General features: G+C 71.2%; 24 protein-coding genes. 19 read left to right on the plus strand and 5 right to left on the minus strand.

The window, feature by feature from the left end:
• Together FV242_RS25175 and FV242_RS25180 are read right to left on the minus strand one after the other, a co-directional pair.
• Positions 1-685, minus strand: a 685-nt coding sequence (locus tag FV242_RS25175; protein ID WP_147940827.1) for an AraC family transcriptional regulator, incomplete at its 3' end; no start/stop codon positions are given.
• Positions 686-723: 38 nt separating this feature from the next.
• On the minus strand, positions 724-1,683 hold the full coding sequence (locus tag FV242_RS25180) for a helix-turn-helix domain-containing protein (RefSeq protein ID WP_147940828.1): 960 nt from the start codon (positions 1,681-1,683) through the stop codon (positions 724-726).
• Positions 1,684-1,935: 252 nt separating this feature from the next.
• Between FV242_RS25180 and FV242_RS25185 the strand changes: the two genes are divergently transcribed.
• Positions 1,936-2,349: a MucR family transcriptional regulator gene (locus tag FV242_RS25185; protein ID WP_147909804.1), complete on the plus strand. Its 414-nt coding sequence runs from the start codon at positions 1,936-1,938 to the stop codon at positions 2,347-2,349.
• Positions 2,350-2,364: 15 nt separating this feature from the next.
• Positions 2,365-2,592, plus strand: coding sequence for a hypothetical protein (locus FV242_RS25190; RefSeq protein ID WP_246692155.1), 228 nt, complete (start codon positions 2,365-2,367; stop codon positions 2,590-2,592).
• A 120-nt stretch (positions 2,593-2,712) separates the two neighbouring features.
• On the opposite strand, the gene FV242_RS25195 is transcribed toward FV242_RS25190, so the two are convergent.
• Positions 2,713-4,341, minus strand: a complete 1,629-nt coding sequence (locus tag FV242_RS25195) for an inorganic phosphate transporter (protein WP_147940829.1) — start codon at positions 4,339-4,341, stop codon at positions 2,713-2,715.
• Positions 4,342-4,831: 490 nt separating this feature from the next.
• On the opposite strand from FV242_RS25195, the gene FV242_RS25200 reads away from it, so the two are divergent.
• The 8 genes from FV242_RS25200 (at position 4,832) to phnE (FV242_RS25235) (ending at position 14,446) form a co-directional block, all read left to right on the plus strand.
• On the plus strand, positions 4,832-8,026 hold the full coding sequence (locus tag FV242_RS25200) for an autotransporter domain-containing protein (RefSeq protein ID WP_147940830.1): 3,195 nt from the start codon (positions 4,832-4,834) through the stop codon (positions 8,024-8,026).
• Positions 8,027-8,158: 132 nt separating this feature from the next.
• Complete coding sequence (locus FV242_RS25205; RefSeq protein WP_147940831.1) at positions 8,159-9,307, plus strand: ceramide glucosyltransferase; 1,149 nt, start codon at positions 8,159-8,161, stop codon at positions 9,305-9,307.
• 25 nt (positions 9,308-9,332) lie between these two features.
• Positions 9,333-10,019: a DUF1045 domain-containing protein gene (locus FV242_RS25210; protein WP_147940832.1), complete on the plus strand. Its 687-nt coding sequence runs from the start codon at positions 9,333-9,335 to the stop codon at positions 10,017-10,019.
• Positions 10,012-10,644, plus strand: a complete 633-nt coding sequence (locus tag FV242_RS25215; RefSeq protein WP_147940833.1) for a chloramphenicol acetyltransferase — start codon at positions 10,012-10,014, stop codon at positions 10,642-10,644. The genes FV242_RS25210 and FV242_RS25215 overlap by 8 nt, the downstream gene beginning before the upstream one ends.
• A 123-nt stretch (positions 10,645-10,767) precedes the next feature.
• A complete protein-coding gene (phnC, locus tag FV242_RS25220) occupies positions 10,768-11,616 on the plus strand; it encodes a phosphonate ABC transporter ATP-binding protein (protein ID WP_147909797.1) in 849 nt (282 codons plus the stop codon).
• A gap of 127 nt (positions 11,617-11,743) precedes the next feature.
• Complete coding sequence (gene phnD, locus FV242_RS25225) at positions 11,744-12,673, plus strand: phosphonate ABC transporter substrate-binding protein (RefSeq protein WP_147940834.1); 930 nt, start codon at positions 11,744-11,746, stop codon at positions 12,671-12,673.
• Positions 12,674-12,698: 25 nt separating this feature from the next.
• Positions 12,699-13,580, plus strand: a complete 882-nt coding sequence (gene phnE / locus FV242_RS25230) for a phosphonate ABC transporter, permease protein PhnE (protein WP_147940835.1) — start codon at positions 12,699-12,701, stop codon at positions 13,578-13,580.
• Positions 13,577-14,446, plus strand: a complete 870-nt coding sequence (gene phnE, locus FV242_RS25235; RefSeq protein ID WP_147940836.1) for a phosphonate ABC transporter, permease protein PhnE — start codon at positions 13,577-13,579, stop codon at positions 14,444-14,446. The genes phnE (FV242_RS25230) and phnE (FV242_RS25235) overlap by 4 nt, the downstream gene beginning before the upstream one ends.
• A 26-nt stretch (positions 14,447-14,472) precedes the next feature.
• On the opposite strand, the gene phnF is transcribed toward phnE (FV242_RS25235), so the two are convergent.
• The gene (phnF, locus tag FV242_RS25240; RefSeq protein WP_147909793.1) at positions 14,473-15,216 is read right to left on the minus strand and encodes a phosphonate metabolism transcriptional regulator PhnF; all 744 of its coding nucleotides are present in this window, start codon (positions 15,214-15,216) and stop codon (positions 14,473-14,475) included.
• A 79-nt stretch (positions 15,217-15,295) separates the two neighbouring features.
• On the opposite strand from phnF, the gene phnG reads away from it, so the two are divergent.
• From phnG to phnN, 8 genes are read left to right on the plus strand one after another with little or no spacing between them, the layout of a single operon-like run.
• Positions 15,296-15,763 carry a phosphonate C-P lyase system protein PhnG gene (gene phnG, locus FV242_RS25245; RefSeq protein WP_147940837.1) on the plus strand — a complete coding sequence of 156 codons (468 nt, stop codon included), beginning with the start codon at positions 15,296-15,298 and terminating at the stop codon, positions 15,761-15,763.
• A 2-nt stretch (positions 15,764-15,765) separates the two neighbouring features.
• Positions 15,766-16,353 (plus strand): phosphonate C-P lyase system protein PhnH, encoded by a 588-nt coding sequence (gene phnH / locus FV242_RS25250; protein WP_147940838.1) that lies wholly within the window; start codon positions 15,766-15,768, stop codon positions 16,351-16,353.
• Positions 16,354-16,356: 3 nt separating this feature from the next.
• The gene (locus FV242_RS25255) at positions 16,357-17,457 is read left to right on the plus strand and encodes a carbon-phosphorus lyase complex subunit PhnI (protein ID WP_147940839.1); all 1,101 of its coding nucleotides are present in this window, start codon (positions 16,357-16,359) and stop codon (positions 17,455-17,457) included.
• Positions 17,454-18,326 carry an alpha-D-ribose 1-methylphosphonate 5-phosphate C-P-lyase PhnJ gene (locus FV242_RS25260; RefSeq protein ID WP_187193519.1) on the plus strand — a complete coding sequence of 291 codons (873 nt, stop codon included), beginning with the start codon at positions 17,454-17,456 and terminating at the stop codon, positions 18,324-18,326. The genes FV242_RS25255 and FV242_RS25260 overlap by 4 nt, the downstream gene beginning before the upstream one ends.
• Positions 18,323-19,096, plus strand: coding sequence for a phosphonate C-P lyase system protein PhnK (gene phnK, locus FV242_RS25265; protein ID WP_147897533.1), 774 nt, complete (start codon positions 18,323-18,325; stop codon positions 19,094-19,096). The genes FV242_RS25260 and phnK overlap by 4 nt, the downstream gene beginning before the upstream one ends.
• On the plus strand, positions 19,093-19,797 hold the full coding sequence (gene phnL, locus FV242_RS25270) for a phosphonate C-P lyase system protein PhnL (protein ID WP_147909788.1): 705 nt from the start codon (positions 19,093-19,095) through the stop codon (positions 19,795-19,797). Before phnK ends, phnL begins: the two co-directional genes overlap by 4 nt.
• A 9-nt stretch (positions 19,798-19,806) precedes the next feature.
• Positions 19,807-20,943, plus strand: a complete 1,137-nt coding sequence (locus FV242_RS25275; protein ID WP_147940840.1) for an alpha-D-ribose 1-methylphosphonate 5-triphosphate diphosphatase — start codon at positions 19,807-19,809, stop codon at positions 20,941-20,943.
• Positions 20,943-21,473 carry a phosphonate metabolism protein/1,5-bisphosphokinase (PRPP-forming) PhnN gene (phnN, locus tag FV242_RS25280; RefSeq protein WP_147940841.1) on the plus strand — a complete coding sequence of 177 codons (531 nt, stop codon included), beginning with the start codon at positions 20,943-20,945 and terminating at the stop codon, positions 21,471-21,473. The genes FV242_RS25275 and phnN overlap by 1 nt, the downstream gene beginning before the upstream one ends.
• 215 nt (positions 21,474-21,688) lie before the next feature.
• Here phnN and FV242_RS25285 read toward each other — a convergent pair whose 3' ends face one another.
• Positions 21,689-22,552, minus strand: a complete 864-nt coding sequence (locus FV242_RS25285) for an outer membrane protein (RefSeq protein ID WP_147940842.1) — start codon at positions 22,550-22,552, stop codon at positions 21,689-21,691.
• 310 nt (positions 22,553-22,862) lie between these two features.
• On the opposite strand from FV242_RS25285, the gene FV242_RS25290 reads away from it, so the two are divergent.
• On the plus strand, positions 22,863-23,094 hold a 232-nt coding region (locus tag FV242_RS25290; protein ID WP_246692844.1), incomplete at its 3' end, for a GTP-binding protein.

Raw genomic sequence — 23,094 nt, forward strand, 5'->3', positions numbered from 1 at the left:
GGTCGAGGGTGGGGTCGCCGAGGTTGGCCTCGACGAACGCTTTGGCGCGCTGGACCACGACGGTCCCGTGCAGCGGCTGCGGCACCTCCTTGGCCATCCGCTCGGCGATGCAGGCCACGATCAGGTCCAGTCCGATCGTCGACATCCGCTCGGCCGAGTCCGGATCGAGCCGGTGGCGTATCTGGATCAGCTCGCGGAAGAACGTCGATGCCAAGCTGGTCGTGGCCAGTTCCGCCCCCATGGACAGCGCGGTGTAGAGCCGGGTCGGCCCGAGCACGCTCTCGAGGCGTTCGCGCGGCAATTCCAGGAACACGGCTTGGCTGCCCGGGCTCGTCGTCACCACGGACGGCCGATGATCGAGCACCACGATGTCGCCGGGCTTCTGGACCGAGTCCCGGCCGTCCTGAAGGCAGGTCGACGTGCCGGAGAGCTTGAACAGCACGACGGCCATGCCGGCCCGCTCGTGCTGGCGCGCGGCGTTGGGGGTCGTCTCGTTGCGCAGCGCGCCCTGCGTGACCCGCGTCATTCGCAGGGTGCCGACGTTGGCGAACTCCATCTTGCCGGCGAACGGGCTGTCGTCGAGGCGCGCGATCTCGATCGGCACCAGCCGCTCGAACAGCGTCTCCCGCCAGATCTTGAAGCGGTCCTTCGCGTGGAGGTTGTCGGTCGTGAATACGGGCTGCACGGGTGCTGTCCCCTGGCGATGCCGGGCGATGCGGTGGTTTACGGGGTGCCCACGAAGGCCGCGTGGCGATACTCCCGGGGAGCCATGCCGTAGCGTTCCTTGAAGCGGCGGGAGAAGTGGGCCTGGTTGGCGAAGCCGCAGCCGAAGGCCAGGGATCCGATCGGCATTTGGGCGCAGCCCGGGTCTGCGAGGCGCTTGGCCGACGCCTCCAGGCGGCGCTGCCAGATCCAGTCGGAAATGTGCTGGCCGCGCGCGTGGAACAGTTCCTGGAGCCGGCGCAGCGACACGCCCACCGCCGCCGCGAGCTGGGGCGGGTCGAGGGTCGAGTCGCCGAGATGGGCCTCGACATGGGCCTTGGCGCGCTGGACCACGACGGTGCCGTGCAGGGGCTGGGACACGTCGAGCGTCAGGCGCTCGGCGATGCTGGCGACGATCAGGTCCACGCCGACCGACGCCATCCGGGTGGCCGAGTCGGGGTCGAGCCGGTCGCGCAACCGGACAAGCTCTTGGAAGAACGTGACCGTCAGCCCCGTCGAGACGACGTCGGCGCCCATCGTCAGGGATGTGTAGCGCCGGGTGGACCCGAGCACGCTCTCCAGGCGCTCCCGGGGCAGCTCCAGGAACAGGGACTGGCTGTCCGTGCTCGACTCGTGCGCGGCCGGACGATGATCGATCACCACGACCTCGCCGGGGCGCTGCACCGAACTGCGGCCATCCTGGCTGCGCTTCGACGTGCCGGCGACCTTGAAGATCACCACGACGGTGCCGTCCTTGCCGTTGCGCCGGATCAGCCCGCGCGTCGCCTCGCTGCGCATGGCGCCGTGCGTGACGCGGGTCAGCACCAGCGGGCCGACGCTCGCGGCTTCGAGCTTGGCCCGGAAGGGACGGTCGTCGAGGCGCGTCTGCTCGAGGGGGACACCCCGGCTGACAAGCGCCTCCCGCCAGCGCCGAAAGCTGTGCAGGGGGTTAAGACCCTCGGTCGAAAACAATGCTTCCATAAGTAAATTTTTCGATCGACCGGCATTTCGCGCGGCCGGAACAAGGGATCCGCGTCGCCAGACAAGCGCCGTCCGATACATATTGTATATTATTTTCAGCCTCAAGGGATGCATTTGAGCAACCTGAGGTGAAATTGGCAACTCACCGCCGGTGGGGGCCTTCGCGGATGTCGATCACTGGGGCGGACCTTCGGGCCGTCGTTCGGCAGAGGCGGGGTTTTGATAACGCGAGATTGAACAGCAGATCCTGACATGATCAACGAACCCGAAGCCCGCTCTTCCTTCCTGCTCGAGAAAGTCGGCGCGATCGTCGCCGCTTACGTGTCGCGAAACCCTGTGGGGGCAGGGGATCTGCCGGTGCTGATCGATCAGGTCCATGCCGCGATCTCGGTGCTCCAGCGCAATCCCGCCGGCTCCGCCCGGTCCTGGACCGGCCCGGCCGCCGCGGAGGTCGAGGCCTCGATCGGCGAGAACGGCCTGATCAGCTTCATCGACGGCCGGTCGTACAAGACGCTGAAGCGCCACCTCACCGCCAACGGTCTCACCCCGGAGCGCTACCGCGCCAAGTTCGGCCTGCCGGCCAACTACCCGATGGTGGCTCCCGGCTACGCCAAGCGGCGTTCGGAGATCGCCCGGGCGATCCAGCTCGGTAACCAGGCGGCCTGAACGATGGCCTGCGCCATGACCCATCCGGTTCACGGGCTGCCCGAGGCGGATCGCTCCGTGGAGATCCTCGAGCGGATCGCCGGAACGCTCCGCATGCCGGTCGCCGCCTTCCTGCCGGACGAGCCCGAGCCGCGCGAGGCCGTGGCTCAGGCGGCGGATCTCGTGACGGCCTTCATGGCGATCGAGACCGTCGCCGCGCGCCGCACCTGCCTCGCCTTCGTGCGTGCCATGGCGCGCCCTTGAGGCCTCGGGAAACCGGGGCCGGAACGAACAGGGCCGTTTCCGCGGGGTGCGGAAACGGCCCTGTCCGTCGTCATGCTTGTCCGTGGATTGCGGGGCTCGGCCCCGCCGATACCCGCGGCGTCAGAACACGTGGCGCAGCAGGAAGAACAAGGTCGCGGCCAGCGTGATGGCGGCCGGCAGGGTCAGGATCCAGGCGAGGGCCATGTTGCGCACCGTGGCCATCTGCAGGCCCGAGCCGTTGGCCGCCATCGTCCCGGCGACGCCCGAGGACAGGATGTGCGTGGTCGAGACCGGAAGGCCGTAGAGTTCGGCAAGCCCGATCGTCCCCGCGGCGACCATCTCGGCCGAGGCGCCCTGGGCGTAGGTGAGGTGGGTCTTGCCGATCTTCTCGCCCACCGTGACGACGATGCGCTTCCAGCCGACCATGGTGCCGAGGCCGAGCGCCAGGGCGACGCAGACCTTCACCCAGCCCGGGATGTAGCGGGTGCCGTTGTTGAGCAGCCCGGTGTAGCTCTTCAGGGTCGACTTCTCGGCCTCGGACAGATCAGCCCCGGCGTTGGGCAGCAGCCGCACCGCGTCGGCGGTGAGGTACATGGCGTTGCGCAGGTTCTCGGTCTGGGCGGCCGGGACGGTGCGGATCGCGCCGTAATTCTTCACGCTGGCGGCGATGTCGGTCGCGAGCGCGGAGAGCGCGGCGTAGACCGGCGGCCGGTTCAGGTCCTTGGACTTGAGGGCGTCCGTCACCGTCCGGCGCGCCTGCGCCGTCTCCGGCTGGGGAGCGCCGGGGGCCCGGGCGGAGAACACTTGGCTCGCCGCCGCCGAGGTCTGGATGAAGGCCGGGGTCGTGTCGTCCGACATGGTGCGGTTCAGCGCGTAGGCGGTGGGCGCCGCGCCGATCAGGATCAGCATGATCAGGCCCATGCCCTTCTGGCCGTCGTTGCCGCCGTGGAAGAACGACACCAGCGTGCAGGTCAGGATCAGGAGGCTGCGGATCCACAGCGGCGGCGGCGCCTCGCCCTTGGGGGCCTCGTAGAGGTCCTTGCGGCGCACCGCGAATTTCAGGGCCAGCAGCAGCAGCGCCGCGAGGGCGAAGCCGCACAGGGGCGAGAACAGCAGCGCCTTGAACACATTGAACGCCTGGTTCCAGTCGACGCCGGCGGTGCCGTCGCCGCCGCCCATCAGCTGGTTGGCGAGGCCGACGCCCAGCACCGAGCCGATCAGCGCATGCGACGAGGAGTTCGGCAGGCCGAAGGCCCAGGTCCCGAGGTTCCAGATGATGGCGGCGAGCAGCAGCGCGAAGATCATCGCGTAGCCGGCTCCCGAGCCGACATGCAGGATCAGCTCTACCGGCAGCAGGGTGACGATGGCGTAGGCCACCGCGCCCGAGGACAGCATCACCCCCAGGAAGTTGAAGAAGCCCGACCAGACCACCGCCACCAGCGGCGGCATCGAGTGGGTGTAGATGACGGTGGCCACCGCGTTGGCGGTGTCGTGGAACCCGTTCACGAATTCGAAGGCGAGGGCGATCAGCAGCGCGAGCCCGAGCAGCGCGAAGGCCCCGTAGGCCAGCGGCGCCTCGCCAACGGCGTTCATGTCGGCGATGAGGCTCACCACCGCGTAGCCGAGCCCGGCCACCAGAACCGCCAGGAAGGCGACGACGCCCCCCAGATGGATCCCGTGCTCGAGGCGCGGACCGCCCGCGGGCCTGTTCCCCACCCCGTGTTGCGGAATGACGGCGGAATCGGACATGGGCCCTCGCGTTGAATCGTCTTCGGAAGCGAAGCGGGATTAAGATTGTGGGATGACGTTTCAGTGACGTTTTACCGAAGGTATTCAGCGAAGCATTATATTCGTGCGCCTACCGCCGACGATCCGAAAATATCAATCTGCACGAAGTCTATTCCGCCCACTTCGAGGTCTGGGCCGGGGTGTTTACTGATACGACCGCGCCCGGTTCCGGTACCGGACATCCGTCCGGCGATGGCCCGCACCGATCGACGGGGAGGCGTCCGGCCTGGAGTGCAGCGTGACGCGTTTGCGGAGCCGCGGCCGCGGCGCTGGAAGCAAAGCGCAAGATGAACATGGCCCTGGATTTGCGCCGGCTAAGATGTCTGGCTGTTGCTGACAGGATACACGCGATGATTCAGGGCTTTGTGAATGGATTATGACGCATTCGCGTTCGCGGAAGTGGCTAAATCTCCCGCCGCAGGCCGAAGGGCCGCAGGCTTGGGGGCCAGGAATGAGCGTTCGCTATGGGGTCTCGATCGCGGCCTTGATGGTCGCCGCGTGCGGGTCGGGGGTGCAGGCGCAGACCGTCAACACCACGGCCTCCGACGTCAACGTGCTCAACCTGCTGGCGCCGTACCTGGCGCTCAACGCAACGGCGGCCGGGCAGGCGACGCTGAGCCTGAACCTTGCGCAGACGATCGCCCTCAACACCGGCGCGGACCTCGCCCGGCAGCAGGTGGCGATCAGCGACAAGAACCTGCTCAGCGCGGCGAGCAACGCCCTGTCGTCCTCGGGGCTCGGCAGCTACGGCGTCGCGGCCAACATCGCCGGCGGCCTGCCCGGACAGACGCCGATCAACGGCATCGTCCCGCAGCAACGGGTCGGCGGCCTCGGTGCGCAGCTCGGCCCGATCTACCAGCGCGGGACCGCCCAGGGCGTGAACGGCGCCCTCGGCGGCGTGGTCAACCTGCTGGTCAACGCCAACACGTTCACGGGCAACAACCTCGGCGTCGCGAAGAACTACTTCGCCAACGGCGCGGCCAACAACCCGAGCGTGACACCCGCCAACTACGTGGCGGTGCCGGCCGTGGCGCCCGCGGGCTACGGGCTGCCGACGTATGACGGCCTGCCCAACACCACCAACAGCGTCTACGACCGCGCCTACGGGGTCACCAACACCCAGCCGGGCCAGGACGTCTACGGCTCGTCGCGCCCGGTCCAGGTCGCGCCCGGCCGCATCAACCCGTTCGATCCGACGGCGCTGACCGGCCTCGCGACCAACGCCTCCTTCCCCAGCGGGCACACCACCTACGCGTTCACCAGCGGCTACCTGCTGGCGATGCTGGTGCCGCAGCAATACCAGAACGTGCTGCTGCGGGCCTCCGAGTACGGCGAGAGCCGGATCGTGCTCGGCGTCCACTACCCCCTCGACGTGATCGGCAGCCGGGCGCTGGCGGCCTACGACCTGGCCCAGGCGTTCACGAACCCGGCCTACGTCAACAAAGCCGCGGTGACCGGCGTGGCGATCAACCTGCCGAACCAGTTCGTGCAGGCGCAGGGGCAGCTTCAGGCCTATCTCGCCGCCCAATGCGGCAACACCGTCGCGGCCTGCGCGAGCGGCGCCGCCAACAGCGCCGGAAACCCCTATCTCCCGTCGGCCGCCAACCAGGCCGCCTACCAGCAGCGCCTGACCTACGGCCTGCCGACCCTGACCTTCGCCCAGGCCCCGCGCGAGGCGGCCCCCGCCGGCGGACCCGACGCCGCGATCCTGCTGGCGCCGCTCTACGGCGGATCGACCGCCGCCGCCCGCACGCTCGCCCCGCAGGGCGGCCTCTACGGCCAGCTCTCGACCGCCACGATCAACCAGATCGTCGTCAACACGCAGACCAGCGCGCTCGCGGCCTTCTACGGCAGCCCGCTCAGCTACTGGAGCCGCATCGACCTCTATTCCGCCGCCGGCTATTTCGGAGCCGTCACCGGCACCCTGCGGATGGACACGAGCGACCGCCTCGGCATCGATGTCGGCGTCGGCACCGGCGGCGTGCTCTACGCCAACGGCACCATCGCGGGCACCGTCTCGGTCGGGGCCGGCGGCCTGCTCGGCGGCTCGGGCACACTCGGCGGCCTCAACGCCCTCTCGGGCGGCACCGTGGCGCCGGGGAACTCGATCGGCACCCTCAACGTCGCCGGCGCGGTCGCCTTCGCGCCGGGCTCGGTCTACCGGGTCGAGGCCAAGGCCGCCGGACAAGCCGACAAGATCGCGGCCGGCGGCGCCGTGACGCTCGGCGGCGGCACCGTGCAGGTCGTGGCTGCCTCCGGGGCCTATGGCCCGCGCACAACCTACGCGATCTTGAGCGCGGCCGGCGGCGTCTCGGGACGGTTCGACGGGGTCACGACGAACCTCGCCTTCCTCAGCCCCGGCCTGCGCTACCTGCCCAACGACGTCGCCCTGACGCTGACCCGCAACGACGTCCCGCTGGCCGCCGGCGCCACCGGGCGCAACGGCGTCGCGTCCGCCAACGCGCTCCAGGCGGCCGGGTCCGGCCGGGCCTACGACGCCGCCCTGGCGTTCACCACCGCGGAGGCCGCCGACGGCTTCCGGGCGCTCGCCGGCGACATCCACGCCAGCACGGTGTCGACCGCCTACGAGACGGCGTTCTTCGTGCGCGAGGCGGTGCTCGACCGGCTGCGCTGGGGCGGGTCGGCCCCGAGCCTCGACGACGGCCGCGTGCCGGCGGCCTACAGCGCCGACCTGCCGGGCCGGACGCCCGTGGTGGCGAGCGTGCCGACGCGGGTCCTCGACCCGCGGGTGTTCGGGCTCTGGGGCCAGGGCTTCGGCGCGTTCGGCACGGCCGGCGGGGGCGGCAACGCCTTCGACCTCGACCGGCAGATCGCCGGCTTCGCGCTCGGCGCCGACATCCGGCTGCCGAGCGGGCTCCGGTTCGGCTTGGTCGGCGGCTACACCGAGGCCAACCTCGACAGCGTCGGCCGGCAGGGCGCGGGCGCGCGGCTGGGCGCCGCCAGCCCATCCGAGAGCGCGACGCTCAAGAGCGGCTTCGGCGGCGTCTACGGCGGCACCACGTTCGGCCCGATCGAAGTGCGGCTGGGCGCCCTCTACGCCGACACCGACACCCGCACCCGGCGCAGCGTCCTGTACGGCCTGTCGGACAGCCCGACCGGGCATGGCGGCGGCCACACCGTCCAGGGCTTCGGCGAGATCAGCTACCGGTTCACGCTGAGCGTGCCGTCGGCCCCGGCGTCGCGGGGCGGACCGGCGGCGGCCTCCTACATCGAGCCGTTCGTGGGCGCGGCCTATGTCGGCATCCGGCGCGACGGGTTCGCCGAGACCGGCGGCGCAGCGGCGCTGGTCAGCTACGGGCGCGGCTACGACCTCGGCGCGGCGACCGTCGGCGTGCGGGGGCAGACGGGCTTCGATCTCGGCTTCGGTGTTCCGGTGACGGCGCACGGCCTGCTCGGCTACCGGCGGGCGTTCGGCGACGTCGTGCCGGCGGCCCTGCTGAGCTTCGGCACCGGCCCCGCCTTCCTGAGCGCGGGGGTGCCGATCGACCGGGACGCGCTGGTGGCCGGCGCCGGGCTCGACCTGGCGGTGGCGCCGAACGCGACGCTCGGCGTGGCCTATACCGGCCAAGTCGGCGCCCGGGCCCAGGACCAGGCCGTGAAGGGCAACCTGACCCTTCGGTTCTGAGGGGCCTCTGTCACACGGCTGACGCGGTCCGGCCGTTAGAGCCGCGCCCGACCGGGTGCGGCTCGAAATCCCTGATGCCACGCGCACTCGCCGACGATCCGGGCCGATCACGAGCGTGAACGAGGGATCCGCATGATTGACCCCACGGTGTCGGCCCTGTCCCTCGGTGCGCTGTTGGCCCTGATCCAGATCGCCAGCATCGCGATCGCGGGCCGGCGCATCGGGACGGTCCACGGCGCGTCCACCTTCCCGGCCGGTGCCCCGGTCTCCCTGGTCCGGCCGCTCCACGGGGTCGAGGCGTTCAGCGACGAGATGCTGGTCCGCAGCTTCCGCCTCGCCTATCCGGCCTACGAGTTGATCTTCTGCGTGGCCGACCCGGCCGATCCGATCGTCCCGCGGGTGCAGCGCCTGATCGCCGACCACCCGCAGGTGCCGGCCCGGCTGATCCTCGGTGACGAGCGCGTGAGCGACAATCCCAAGCTGAACAATTGCGTCCGCGGCTGGCGCGCCGCCGCGCATGACTGGATCGTGCTCGCCGATTCCAACGTCGCGATGCCGCCGGATTATCTTCAGCGGCTGCAGGCGGCCTGGCGGTCCGACACCGGCCTGGTCTGCTCGACCCCGGCGGGCGCCCGGCCGGGCAGCTTCATGGCCGAGGTGGAATGCGCCTTCCTCAACACCCTGCAGGCCCGCTGGCAATACGCGGCCGAGGCGTTCGGCCTGGGCTTCGCGCAGGGCAAGAGCATGCTCTGGCACAAGCCGTTCCTGGAGGCCCGGGGCGGCCTTCAGGCGCTGGCCTCCGAGATCGCCGAGGATGCAGCCGCCACCAAGCTGGTGCGCGCCGCCGGCAAGCGCGTCCACCTCGTTTCGAGCCCGTTCGAGCAGCCGCTGGGACGGCGCGGCTTCCGCGAGGTCTGGGCGCGGCAGCTGCGCTGGGCGCGCCTGCGCCGGGTGACCTTCGCGCTGTTCTTCATCCCGGAGATCGGCAGCGGGGTCCTGTTGCCGGCGCTGCTGGTGGCGCTCTGGGCCGGCAGCTCGGCCGGCCTCGCGGGCGCTGCCGGCCTCATCGGGCTGTGCTATGGGGCCGAGTACCGGCTCGCGGTCCGCGCGGGCTGGCAACGCGGGCCGCGCATGCTGGCGGCGTTCCTAATGCGCGACGCGCTGATCCCGGCCCTGTGGCTCGCCGCCTGGGTGCAGAGCGCCATCGTCTGGCGCGGCAACGCCATGGATGTGCGCCCGCGCCGCGCCAGCGTCGACCGCGCCTGCGCGCCGACGGCGTGACCGCGCGGAGGCCGGAGGTCATCACATGACGCGCCGCTACGCTCTCTATTGGCTCCCCCCGCCCGGCTCGGGCCTGGCCGCCTTCGGCAACGCCGTGCTCGGCTACGACAACGCCGCCGGCGCGCCGGTGCCGCATCCGCAGGCCCTCGGCGACCTCGCCGCCGTCACGGTGGGCGCCCGGGTCTACGGGTTCCATGCGACCCTGAAGGCGCCGATGCGCCTCGCCCCGGGCACCGAGGAGGCGGACCTCGTCGCGGCGGTGCGGGACCTCGCAATCGGGCACCCGCCGGTGGCGCTCGGGCCGCTGGCCGTCGCGGCGCTCGGGCCGTTCCTGGCGCTGGTCCCCGCGGCTCCGCCGCCGGAGCTCGGGTTGCTCGCCGCCGAATGCGTCGCCGTCCTGGACCCGTGGCGGGCGCCGCTGTCGGAGAGCGAGCGCGCCAAGCGCCGCCCGGAGCGCCTCGATCCGCGCGGCCGCACCCTGCTCGCCCGCTGGGGCTATCCGTATGTCTTCGAGGCTTTCCGGTTCCACATGACGCTGACCGACGCGCTGCCGGATCCCGACCGCGCCGCCTGGCTGCGCCGCCTGTCCGACGCCTACGCGGCCACGCGACCTGAGCCCGTGGTGATCGACGCCCTGAGCGTGCTCGTGCAGGACGGGGTCGAGCCGTTCCGGCTGCTGGCGCGCCTGCCTTTCGGAGACGCGCATGGCTGACCAGCATCTCGGCCTCCAGGCAGCCGTCGACCCCAGCGCCCGAATCGTCGACTGCCATCTCGGCCGCTACACGCAAATCGGCGCCCGCACGCGCCTGACCGAGACCGTCCTCGACGATTATTCCTACATCGCCCAGGCCGGGGAGGTGATCTACACCACCATCGGCAAGTTCTGCTCGATCGCCGCCGCGGTGCGGATCAACCCGGGCAACCACCCGATGGAACGCGCGAGCCAGGCGCATTTCACCTATCGGGCTCAGGCCTACTGGCCCGAGGAGGCGGACGAGGACGCGTTCTTCGCGCGCCGCCGGGCAAGCCCGGTGACCATCGGCCACGACGTCTGGATCGGCCATGGGGTGGTGGTGCTGCCCGGCCGCAGCATCGGCACCGGCGCCGTGGTCGGGGCGGGCGCGATCGTCACGCGGGACGTCCCGGCCTACACGATCGTCGTCGGCAACCCGGCTCGACCGGTGCGCCGCCGCTTCCCCGAGCCGGTCGCCGAGCGGCTGGAGCGCCTCGCCTGGTGGGATTGGGACCACGACCGCCTGCGCAAGGCGCTTCCGGATTTCCGCGCGCTGCCGATCGAAGACTTCCTGGAGCGGTACACCAGTCGGTCGGGCACGTAGGGAGACGCCGGGGCGCGCAACATCGGATTTGGTGCGCCGACTAAAGAAATCATTTTGTATTCGTCATTCAACCGTCGTGGAAGAGGCGTTTAGCTGCCTCCACCCCGCAGCGGATGGATGTTTATGCTCGTCGTAGAGGATCTCACGCGTCAGTACGGCGGCCGTCGAGCCGTGGACGAAGTCTCGCTGCGGATCGAGCGCGGCAGCTTCGTCGGTGTGATCGGCCGATCGGGAGCCGGCAAATCAACGCTCCTGCGGTTGATCAACCGACTCGCCGATCCGAGTTCCGGGCGCATCCTCTATGACGGCCGCGACATCACCGGCCTGAGCGGTCGGCCGCTCCGCGAATGGCGCACCCGCTGCGCCATGATCTTCCAGCAGTTCAATCTGGTCGGCCGCCTCGACGTGATGACCAACGTGCTGATGGGCCGGCTGAGCCATGTGCCGACCCACCGCTCCCTGCTCCGGCTGTGGTCGGACGAGGATCGGGCCATGGCCCTCGCCGCCCTGGAGAGCTTCGACATGGGCGAGTTCGCCGGCCAGCGGGCCGACGGCCTGTCGGGCGGCCAGCAGCAGCGCGTCGCCATCGCCCGGGCGCTGGTGCAGGAGCCCGAGATCCTGCTCGCCGACGAGCCCGTGGCGTCCCTGGACCCGCGCAACACCCGGCTGGTGATGGATGCCCTGGCGGCCGTGAACCGGCGCTACGGCATCACGGTCCTGTGCAACCTGCATTCCCTCGATCTCGCCCGGGCCTATTGCGACCGCCTCGTTGGGCTCGCCGCAGGCCGGGTGGTGTTCGAGGGCGGCCCGTTCGACCTCACCGAGGACGTGGCGCGCCGGCTCTACGGCCTGGAGGCGGGCGAGGTGCTGGACGATTCCCCGGAGCGCGAGGCCGAGCAGCGGGCGGCCCTGCCGGGGCTGCCCGGCCTCGTCCCGGCCCAGCCCATCCGCGAGGCCGCCATCGGCGCCTGAGCTGGGGCGCCGGTCGCCGGCGCACCGGGCTCGAGGCCCCCAACAACGACGGATGGAAACGCCCGACCGGACGCGCCGACCGCGCGGCCGGCCAATCCAGCGCTTGAACAGACCCGAGGACCACCCGATGATCACCCGACGCACCCTTGCCGCCGCCGCGGCGTCGTTCGCCCTCTTCAGCCTTCCGGCCGCCGCCCAGGAGTGGAAGGCCAAGTATCCCGAGCTGACCCTCGCGGTCATCCCGATGGAGAATGCCAGCGGCACCAACGACCGCTACGCGCCCCTGGCCGACTACCTGACCAAGACGATCGGCGTCCCGGTCAAGCTGCGGGTCGCCAGCGACTACGCCGCGGTGATCGAGGGCCAGCGGGCCGGCAACATCCAGATCGCGTTCTACGGCGCCGCTTCGTTCGGCCGGGCCGTGATGACCGGTGTGAAGATCGAGCCGCTCGTGAACCCGCAGCACGAGACCGGCGCCTCGGGCTATTACTCGGTGCTCTACGTGCTGGCTTCCAGCCCGTACGAGACGGTGGCGGATTTGAAGGGCAAGAACCTCGCCCTGGTCGACCCGAACTCCACCTCCGGCAACCAGGCGCCGCGCTTCTTCCTCAAGCGGGCCGGCTACGACGTGGACCGGTATTTCGGCAAGGCTGTCTTCGCCGGCAGCCACGAGAACGCGGTCCTGGCGCTGACCCAGGGCACCGTCGAGGCCGCCGCCAACCTGTGGAACTCCGAGACCGACACGATGGTGACCCGCATGGTCGCCAAGGGCGTCCTGAAGAACCCGGACGGCACGCCGATGAAGCAGTCGGACTTCCGGGTGGTGTTCAAGTCCGACTTCCTGCCGGAGGGCCCCTACGCCGTGCTGGCGAGCCTGCCGGACGACCTGAAGGCCAAGATCCGCCAGGCCTTCCTCGACCTGCCGAAGGCCGACAAGGCGGCGTTCGACCGCCTGTCCGACGGCAAGGATCTCAGCCTCACCCCGGTGACGCTCAAGGATTACCAGCCGGTCATCGATATGCTGAAGTTCAACGACGAGCAGCGCAAGAAGTCCTGATCGCGTTGCTGAGGAGGCGCCGGCCTTGCGCGGCCTGACACCCCTGCCGCCGGAGCGGGTCGCCGCCCTCTCCGGCCTGTACGCGGCGGCGAGCGGCTCCGCCCGCCGCCGCACCCTCGCGAGCTTCGCAGTCCTGGCGGTGCTGGCGCTCCTGGCCGGGCTCGTCGCCGAGGTCCGGCCGCTGGTCCTCGTCGCGAACATCGGCAAGTTCACCGCCTATATCGAGCAGATCTGGCCGCCGATCGGCCTCGATCACCCAGTGGCGGACATGCGCGCCTGGTACTGGGGCCTGCCGGGCTGGCTCGCCCTGCTCGGCGAGACGCTGCTGATGGCGTATCTCGGAACCCTGCTCGGGGCGGTTGCGGGTTTCGCCCTTAGCTTCGTCGCGGCCGCCAACCTGGTCCGGTCGGCCCCGGTGCGCTTCCTCGCCAAGCGCGTCTTGGAGGTGTGCCGCACGATTCCCGACGTGGTGTTCGCGCTGCTGTTCGTGATCGCCTTCGGCCTCGGCCCGATGGTCGGCGTGCTGGCCCTGGCGATCCACACCACGGGGGCGCTCGGCAAGCTGTTCTCCGAGGTGGTCGAGAATATCGACATGCGCCCGGTGGAGGGCCTGTCCGCCTCGGGCGCCAGCTGGCTCGAGACCGTGCGCTTCGCGGTGCTGCCGCAGGTGCTGTCGAACTTCGTCTCCTATGCGCTGCTGCGCTTCGAGATCAACGTGCGCGGGGCCGCGGTGCTGGGCTTCGTCGGCGCCGGCGGCATCGGGCAGGAGTTCCTGGCCGCGATCCGCAACTTCTACTACGCGGATGTCAGCGCGATCCTGGGGCTGATCATCCTGACCGTCGTCGGCATCGACCTCGCCACCGAGCAGGTCCGGCACCGGCTGACCGGCCTGGAGGAGGCCCGATGAGCGGCGGCGGAACCGAAACCCTGCGGGCGGCCGCCCGGGCCGATCTCGCGCGCCTGCGGGCCCGCTATCCCGCGCAGTTCCGGACCGATCGGGCCGCGCGGCTGCGCCGGCTGGCGGTTCTCGCGGGCCTGGCCGGACTGGCCGGCTTCGGCGCCTGGCAGTTCGAGATGTCGCCGGCCCGGATCCTCTACGGGCTCGGCCGGCTCGGCACCTTCGCGGTGCTGATGCTGCCGCCCTCGCCGGAGGGGCATCTCGGCACCTTCGTCCACGCGCTGGGCGAGACCCTGGGCATCGCCTTCCTGGGCACCCTGACGGCGGCGATCCTGGCCTTCCCGGTGGCGCTGCTGGCTGCCCGCAACGTCGTGCCCAATCCGTTCGCGCATTTCGCCGTGCGCCGGGGCCTCGACGTGATGCGCTCCGTGGACGTGCTGATCTGGGCGCTGATCTGGATCAACGTCGTCGGCCTCGGCCCCTTCGCGGGCATGCTCGCCATCGCGTGCTCGGATTTCGGGGCGTTCGGCAAGCTGTTCTCCGAGGCGATCGAAACCTGTGACCGGAAACCCGGTGAGGGGGTCGTCGCCTCGGGGGGCTCGGCCCTGCACCGCATCCGCTTCGGGCTGATCCCGGGGGTGCTGCCCGTGCTGGCGAGCCAGGTGCTGTACTTCTTCGAATCGAACACCCGCTCGGCGACGATCATCGGCATCGTCGGGGCGGGTGGCATCGGCCAGTACCTCACCGAGCTGATCCGCATGCTGGAGCTGAAGAAGGTCGCCTTCCTGGTTCTGATGATCCTCGCCACCGTGGCGGCGATCGACTGGGTCTCGACCCGCCTGCGCCGGGCGATCATCGGGCCGGCGGCGCGCTGACCGGCTCCAACTCGGCGGCGCGCGCTTTAGCCGCCGATCACCAACTCGACCCGGTCGGCGGCGAACAGGGTGCGGTTCGCCTGGATCGGCACGCCAGCGGAGTCGATGTTGACGCTCGACACCACCATGACGACCCGCCCGGGGGCGATATCGAGGCGCTCTGCCTCCTGGGCATCGGCCGGCCGGGCGCGGATCCGCGTCGAGAGCCGGGTGTAGTCGTGGACGCCGCAGGCCGCGAAGGCCCGGGTGATCGAGCCGCGCTCCGCGTAAGCCGCGGCGAAGTCCGTGAATCGCGGCAGGGGCAGCCAGGTCTGCGCGGTCGAGATCGGGGCGGCGTCCGCCCGGTGGGTCGTCAGCAGTTCCAGGATCGGCGCGCCGGGCTCGATCGCCAGGGCCGCCGCCTGCCTGGACCCGGCCGGAACGGTGGCGGCGGCGAGCAGGTCGCCCCAGGCCTCGCGCCCCGCCCCGGTGACGATCTCCGAGAAGCGGGTGCGTGGGCCGATCGGATAGGCCAGCGGCGCCTCCTCCACGAAGGTGCCGCGCCCCTGGCTGGCGCGCACGAGGCCGCCCTCCGCCAGGGCGGCCAGCGCCCGCCGCACCGTGTGGCGGTTGACGGCGAAGCGCGCGGCCAGCGCCGCCTCGGTCGGCATCTGCTGGCCCGGCGCGTAACGCCCGGCCGCGATGTCGGCGCTCAGCGCGTCGGCGATCTGCCGCCACGCCGTCAGCCCCTCTCCCCGGACGAGGCCGGGCGCCCGCTCCTGTGCATCCATGCTGTCATCCAAACTTCATTTGCGCCCGGCGCGCTAGTTGTCTACACGACTAGACAACAGCTCGACAAAGGGATTCGCGATGGCGACGAGCCCGCACCACTCGGGACCAGACGATATCGCGGCCCGGCAGGCCGTCATGGCGCTCTGCGCCGAGGCCAGCCGGGACGACCTCGACGCCGCCTTGCGGGCGCTCGAAGCCCCGGCCCCCGAGGACCTGCGCCCCCCGGAGACCGGCCTCGTCATGGCGACGGGCCGGATCGGCGGCGACGGGCGGCCGTTCAACCTCGGTGAGGTGAGCGTGACCCGGGCGGCGATCCGGCTCCCGGATGGCGCCACGGGCTTCGCCTATCATCTCGGCCGCGACCGGACGAAGGCGCGCCTCGCGGCCACGCTGGACGCGCTCTGGCAGGATCCGGCCCGGCGCGCCGGGGTCGAGGCCGCCCTGCGGCCCGCCACGCAACGGGCCGAGGCCGCGGGCCGACAGGCGGCCCGACGCAGCGCCGCCACCCGGGTCGATTTCCTGACGCTGGTCCGCGGGGAGGATTGAGCATGCTCGCACCCGGCTTCGCCGATCCGGTCCACGACGCGCAGGGCACGTTCCGCGCGGTGATGGACGCGCTCGCCCGCCCCGGCCTGCCCCGGCGGCTCGACATCCGGCTCGCGCCGCCCGCGCCGCTGACCCCGGAACTCGCCGCGGTCGCGCTGGCGCTGACCGACGCCGACACGCCGGTCTGGCTCGATCCAGGCCTCGCCGCCGCACCCGAGGTCGCCGCCTACCTGCGCTTTCACACCGGCGCGCCGCTCACGGACGACCCGGCCCGGGCGGCCTTCGCGCTGATGTGCGATCCGGCCCGCTGCCCGCCGCTCGACCGGTTCGCGCAAGGCACGCCAGCCTATCCCGACACCGCGACCACACTGGTCCTCGCCCTAGACCGGATCGCGGCCGGGGAGGGGCTTCGCCTGACTGGGCCCGGAATCAGGGGTGCGACCCGCATCGCCCTGGCGCCCATGCCGGACGGATTCGTGGCGCAGCTCGTCGCGAACCGCGCGGGCTTCCCCCTCGGGATCGACCTGATCCTCACCGCGCCCGGCCTCGTCACCGGTCTGCCGCGCTCCACCGCCGTCACGGAGAGCTGACCGATGTACGTGGCCGTGAAGGGCGGCGAAGCCGCCATCGATAACGCCCACCGGCTCCTGGCCGAGGCCCGCCGCGGCGACCCGGCCGTGCCGGAACTCTCCGTGGCGCAGATCCGGGAGCAGATGGCGCTCCTGGTCGACCGGGTTATGGCCGAGGGCTCGCTCTACGATCCCGACCTCGCCGCGCTGGCCCTCAAGCAGGCCCGCGGCGACGTGGTCGAGGCGGTGTTCCTGGTCCGGGCGTACCGGACGACTCTGCCGCGCTACGGCGCCTCCAAACCCATCGATACCGGCGCCATGGCGGTGGCCCGCCGCGTCTCGGCGACCTTCAAGGACCTGCCCGGCGGCCAGGTTCTGGGGCCGACCTTCGACTACACGCACCGGCTGATCGACTTCGCGCTGGCCGCCGAGGGCGCGGTCGAGCCCGCCGCCGAGGCCGAGCCGCGCGCGGATGCCGGCACCTGCCCCAGGGTCACCGACGTCCTGGCCCAGGACGGCCTGATCGAGCCCTCGCCCCCGGACGACGGCGCCCCCGTGGGCGACCTCACCCGGGAGCCGGTGGACTACCCCGCCGACCGGGCCCTGCGCCTCCAGGCCCTGGCCCGGGGGGACGAGGGCTTCGTGCTCGGCCTCGGCTACTCGACCCAGCGGGGCTACGGCCGCACCCACCCGTTCGTGGGCGAGATCCGGGTCGGCGACGTGGCGGTGGCGTTCGTGCCGGAGGAACTCGGCTTTCCGGTGCCGCTCGGCCGGATCCGGCTCACCGAGTGCCAGATGGTCACCCAGTTCAAGGGCTCGGGGACGACGCCGCCGCAGTTCACCCGCGGCTACGGCCTCAGCTTCGGCCAGAGCGAGCGCAAGGCGATGGCGATGTCCCTGGTCGATCGGGCGCTGCGGGCGGAGGAACTCGGCGAGCCGGTGGCGAGCCCCGCCCAGGACCAGGAATTCGTCCTCGCCCATTGCGACAGCCTGCAGGCGACCGGCTTCGTCGAGCACCTGAAGCTGCCCCACTACGTCGATTTCCAGGCGGAGCTGGAGCTGGTCCGGCGCCTGCGCGCCGAGTTCTTCCGAGACTCAGACAGCATGCAGGAGGCGGCCGAATGAGCGCGACAGCGATGCCCGAACCGAGCCGATCGGACGCCGGCTACAACTTCGCCTACCTGGACGAGGGCACGAAGCGGATGATCCGCCGGGCCATCCTCAAGGCCATCGCGGTGCCGGGCTACCAGGTGCCGTTCGCCTCGCGCGAGATGCCGATGCCCTATGGCTGGGGCACCGGCGGCGTACAGGTCACGGCCGCGATCCTGGGGCGGGCCGACGTGCTCAAGGTGATCGACCAGGGCGCCGACGACACCACCAACGCCGTCTCGATCCGGCGTTTCTTCGCCCGGACCTCGGGAGTCGCCACCACCACGCGCACCACCGAGGCGACGATCATCCAGACCCGCCACCGCATTCCGGAGACGCCGCTCTCCGAGGGGCAGACGCTGGTCTACCAGGTGCCGATCCCCGAGCCCCTGCGCTTCCTCGAACCGCGCGAGACCGAGACGCGCCAGCTCCACGCCCTTGCCGAGTACGGGGCCATGCACGTCAAGCTCTACGAGGACATCAGCCGCCACGGCCACATCGCCACCACCTACGCCTACCCGGTGGAGGTGGCCGGCCGCTACGTGATGGACCCCTCGCCGACGCCGAAATTCGACAACCCCAAGATGGACGATTGCCCGGCGCTCCAGCTGTTCGGGGCGGGGCGCGAGCGGCGCATCTACGCGGTGCCGCCCTACACCGCGGTGCGCAGCCTCGACTTCGAGGACCATCCGTTCCGGATCCAGGAATTCACCGAGCCCTGCGCGCTGTGCGGCGCCCGCGGCCACTACCTCGACGAGGTGGTCACCGACGACACGGGGGGGCGGATGTACGTCTGCTCGGACACCGACATCTGCGAGACCCGCGTCGCGGAGGCCGCCCGATGAGCACGCCGCTGCTTTCCGCCCACGGCCTGACCAAGGCCTACGGGGCGCGGCTCGCCTGCGCGGGGGTCGATCTCGACGTCACCGAGGGCGAGGTGCTCGCCATCGTGGGCGAATCCGGCTCCGGCAAGTCGACGCTCCTGTCCCTGCTGGCGGGCGAGCTGGCGCCGGATTCCGGCTGTGTCCGCTACCGGATGCGCGACGGGCAGAGCCGTACCCTCGCCGACCTCGGCCCCGCCGAACTGCGCCGGCTGATGCGTACCGACTGGGGCTTCGTCCGGCAGGACGCCCGCCAGGGCCTGCGCATGGCGGTCTCGGCCGGCGGCAATGTCGGCGAGCGGCTGATGGGCATGGGCGAGCGCCATTACGGCCGGATCCGCGGCCAGGCGCTCGACTGGCTCGGCCGCGTCGAGATCGAGGCGGCCCGCGTGGACGACCCGCCGAGCCAGTTCTCCGGGGGCATGCGCCAGCGCCTGCAGATCGCCCGCAACCTCGTCACCGGCCCCCGGCTGGTGCTGATGGACGAGCCGACCTCGGGGCTCGACGTCTCGGTCCAGGCCCGGCTCCTCGACCTGATCCGGCGGCTCTCGGCCGAGCTCGGTCTGGCGGTGATCATCGTCACCCACGATCTCGCGGTGGCGCGCCTGCTCTCCCACCGGATCGCCGTGATGCGGGCCGGCCGGGTGATCGAGACCGGGTTGACCGACCGCGTGCTCGACGACCCCGAGCACGCCTACACCCAGCTCCTCGTCTCCTCGGTGCTCGCCGCATGACCGCGCTTCTGACCTTCCAGGACGTCGCCAAGAGCTTCACCCTGCACCTGCGCGGCGGCGTGGTGCTCCCGGTGGTGGGCGGCGTGAGCCTCGCGGTGGCGCCGGGCGAGTGCGTGGTGCTCGGCGGACCCTCGGGCGCCGGCAAGTCCTCGCTCCTGAAGATGGCCTACGGCAATTACCGCTGCGATGCCGGCACGATCCTGGTCCGCGACGGCGGCGCCGCGATCGACGTGGTCCGGGCCGACCCGCGCACCATCCTGTCGCTGCGTGCCCGGGTCATCGCGTACGTGTCGCAGTTCTTGCGGGTGATCCCGCGGGTCTCGGCCCTCGACGTGGTCGAGGCCGCCGGCCGCGAGGGCGGATTGTCCGAGGACGAAGCCCGCGCGCGGGCCAAGACCCTGCTCGCCCGGCTGAACCTGCCCGACCGGCTGTGGGGCCTGCCGCCCGCAACCTTCTCGGGGGGCGAGCAGCAGCGCGTCAACATCGCCCGGGGGCTGATCGCCGACCGGCCGCTGCTGCTGCTCGACGAGCCCACCGCGTCCCTCGACGCCAGCAACCGCGCCGTGGTCGCCGAGCTGGTCCGCGAGAAGCTGGCCGCGGGGGCCGGCGTGCTCGGCATCTTCCACGACGGCGAGATGCGTGATGCCGTGGCGACGCGAATCGTCGACGTGACCCGCTTCGCGCAAGCCCGGGCGGCCTGAGGAGAACCGATGAGCGACCTGATTCTCGAGAACGCGCGCCTGGTCCTGCCGGACCGCGTCGAGCACGGCTGGCTCGCCGTGGCCGACGGCCTGATCGCGGAGATCGGCACCGGGCGCGCGCCCGAGCGCGGCCTCGACCTCGGCGGCGACCACCTGATCCCCGGGCTGATCGAGCTGCACACAGACCACCTCGAGAGCCACTTCGCGCCCCGGCCCAAGGTCCGCTGGCATCCGCTCGGTGCGGTGCTGGCCTACGACGCGCAGATCACCGCCTCGGGCATCACCACGGTGTTCGATTCCCTGCGCGCCGGCAGCGACCCCGACGGCAGCGGCCTCGGCTCCGAGCTGAAACAGCTGGCCGCCGCGATCGAGACCGCGCGGGCCGGCAACCTGTTCCGGGCCGAGCACTTCACGCATCTGCGCTGCGAGCTGCCCTCGGCGGACGTCCTCGACACGGTGGCCGAGTTCAAGGCGCAGTACACGATCGGCCTGATCTCGCTGATGGACCACACCCCGGGCCAGCGCCAGTTCCGCGACATGGAGAAGTACTACACCTACGCCACGCGGGGCGGCCGGACCCTGGAGGAGATCCGGCTCAACACCGAGCGCAAGATCCGGGAGGGCAAGGCCCTCAACGGCCGCAACCGCCCGGCCCTGGTCCAGTTCGCGAAAGACATGGGCATACCCCTGGCGAGCCACGACGACACGACCCTGGCCGATGTGGAACTCGCGGCCGGGGAGGGGGTGGCGCTCGCCGAGTTCCCGACCACCCTGGAGGCGGCCGAGGCCGCGCACGGGCGGGGGATCACCGTGATGATGGGCGCGCCGAACCTGATCCGCGGCGGGTCGCATTCCGGCAACGTCGCCGCCCTGGCGTTGGCCGAGGCCGGCCACCTCGACATCCTGTCGTCGGATTACGTGCCCGCGAGCCTGCTGATGGCCGCGTTCCTGCTGCCCGAGCAGGCGCCCGGGATCTCGCTGCCGCAGGCGCTGGCCACCGTCACGGCCAACCCCGCCCGCGCCACCGGCTTGACCGACCGCGGCGCCCTGACGCCCGGCCTGCGGGCCGACCTCGTGCGGGTCCAGCGCGCCGAAGGGGTTCCAGTGGTCCGCGAGGTCTGGCGCACCGGCCGGCGGGTCGCCTGATGGCGGGCTGCCTGGTCCTGGTGGTCGGCCCGAGCGGGGCCGGCAAGGATACGCTGATCCGGCTCGCCCGGGCGGAGTTGGCGGGCGACCCGCGCTACGTCTTCCCGCGCCGCTTGGTGACCCGGCCGCCGTCGGGCGACGAGGACAACGACGAGATCGACAAGGCCGCCTTCGCACGGGGCTGTGCGGCTGGCGTGTTCACGCTGCACTGGCGGGCGCACGGCCTGGGCTACGCGATCCCGGCGCAGGCCGCCGAATGCGCGCGCGGCGATCGCGTTGTGGTCTGCAACGTCTCCCGCCGGATCGTCGAGGAGGCCCGGGGCAGCGGCCTGCCGGTCAGCGTGGTCGAGGTCACGGCGCCTGCCGAGGTCCTGGCACGCCGGATCGCGGCCCGGGGCCGGCCGGAGGACGGGGACGTCGCCGCGCGCCTGGCCCGCGAGGTCCGGGTCTCGGCCGACCTCTCCATCCTCAACACGGGCGCGCCGCAAGAGGCGGCGGCCCGGCTGATCGCGCATCTGCGCGCCCGCTAAAGCGCTCTTCGACGAAGTGGCTCCGGTTCGTCGGAGAGCGCGTCAAACCAAGAGCCGAGAGCCGTGCCCGACCCAACGCGGTCGGGCACGGCTCTCGCGTACTCAGCAAGCAACCGACCACAACACAACGAAAAAGGGCGCGCACCGGTCCCGGCACGCGCCCTCGAAGGATGGCCCGGGAGGATCGCTCCCGGGCCGGTGTCTGTGGCGAAGTCCTAGAAGCCGCCGAACTTGTAGTTGAAGCCGGCGCGGACGATGCTGCCCTCGGTCCGGAAGCGCGAGATGTACGAGCCGGTACCGACGCCCGGGATGGCGCCGACGAGCACGCTCTGGCTGCCGAGATCGTAGTGCAGGTACTCGGCCTTGATGGTCACGGCGTCGTACTTGATGCCGAAGTACTTGCCGACCGCGAAGGTGTTCAGGAAGCTGTCGGTCGGGATGGCGAACTCGATGCCGCCGCCGTAGGCGAAGCCGGTCTTGAAGTCGTCGTAGCGGCCGGCGAACTGCAGGGCGCCGCCCGGGGTGTAGAAGTTCGCGTCGTGGAACACGTTGCCGTAGGCGAGACCGCCCATGCCGTAGACCATGACCCGGTCGAACGCGTAGCCGACGCGGCCCGTGAGGGTGCCGAGCCAGTCGAGGCTCTGGCGGAACTGGCTGATGTTCGGCGGGCCGCCCGCGACGTTGCCGGTGCCGAGGACGACACGGTTCTTGGTGATGTCGGTCCAGTCGATGCTGTTGGCGACACCGACGACGATGCCGGAGCCCGGCGTGAACTGATAGTTGTAGCCGGCGGTGCCGCCGATGTTGGCGAAGCCGTCCTGCGAGGTCGAGGTCAGGAGCGGCCGGCGGCCGAGCGCCACGTTGTTGGCGTTGCCCGGCAGGACGCCGACGGTGGTGATGCGCTGGTTGTCGGTGAAGGTGTAGGCGGACTCGAGACCCGCGTAGAAGCCCGTCCAGGTGAAGACCGGCACCGGGGTGAAGACCGGAGGCGGCGCGGCGCGGCGCGGCAGGTCGGCGGCGACGGCGGCCGTCGAGACCAGGGCCATGGCAGCGCTGGCGAGGAGGAGCTTCTTCATCATGTTCGCGGAACCCGGGTGACCAGTGGTTGTCCCCACTTAAGCTCGGCTGCTTCAGGTCCGCTATGCCCTGCGGGCCACACTGTGTCTCGAAAGTGTCCACCGGAAGTGGTGGGCATCAATATTCACGCCGCCCAATGTGGCGGTTCGGCGCTTGACAGACGTCGTCTTCCCGAGGGTCCCGTGCGCGCCGGACCTTGATCGCAAGCGGCCGACCCTCTAAGCGAACCGCGTTTTTCGCCCCGCTTCCGCGTTCGGGGCGGCCGTCCAGGATCCGGGGAACAGCGTGGTCCCCGCCGCAGGAATGGGAATCATGGGCAAGGAAAAGTTCGCTCGCACCAAGCCGCACTGCAACATCGGCACGATCGGTCACGTCGATCACGGCAAGACGTCGCTGACGGCGGCGATCACGAAGGTCCTGGCTGAGACGGGCGGTGCGACGTTCACGGCCTACGACCAGATCGACAAGGCGCCGGAGGAGAAGGCGCGCGGGATCACGATCTCGACCGCGCACGTGGAGTACGAGACGGCCAACCGTCACTACG

It is taken from the genome of Methylobacterium sp. WL64 (genome assembly GCF_008039945.1).
Taxonomy (GTDB): Bacteria; Pseudomonadota; Alphaproteobacteria; order Rhizobiales; family Beijerinckiaceae; genus Methylobacterium.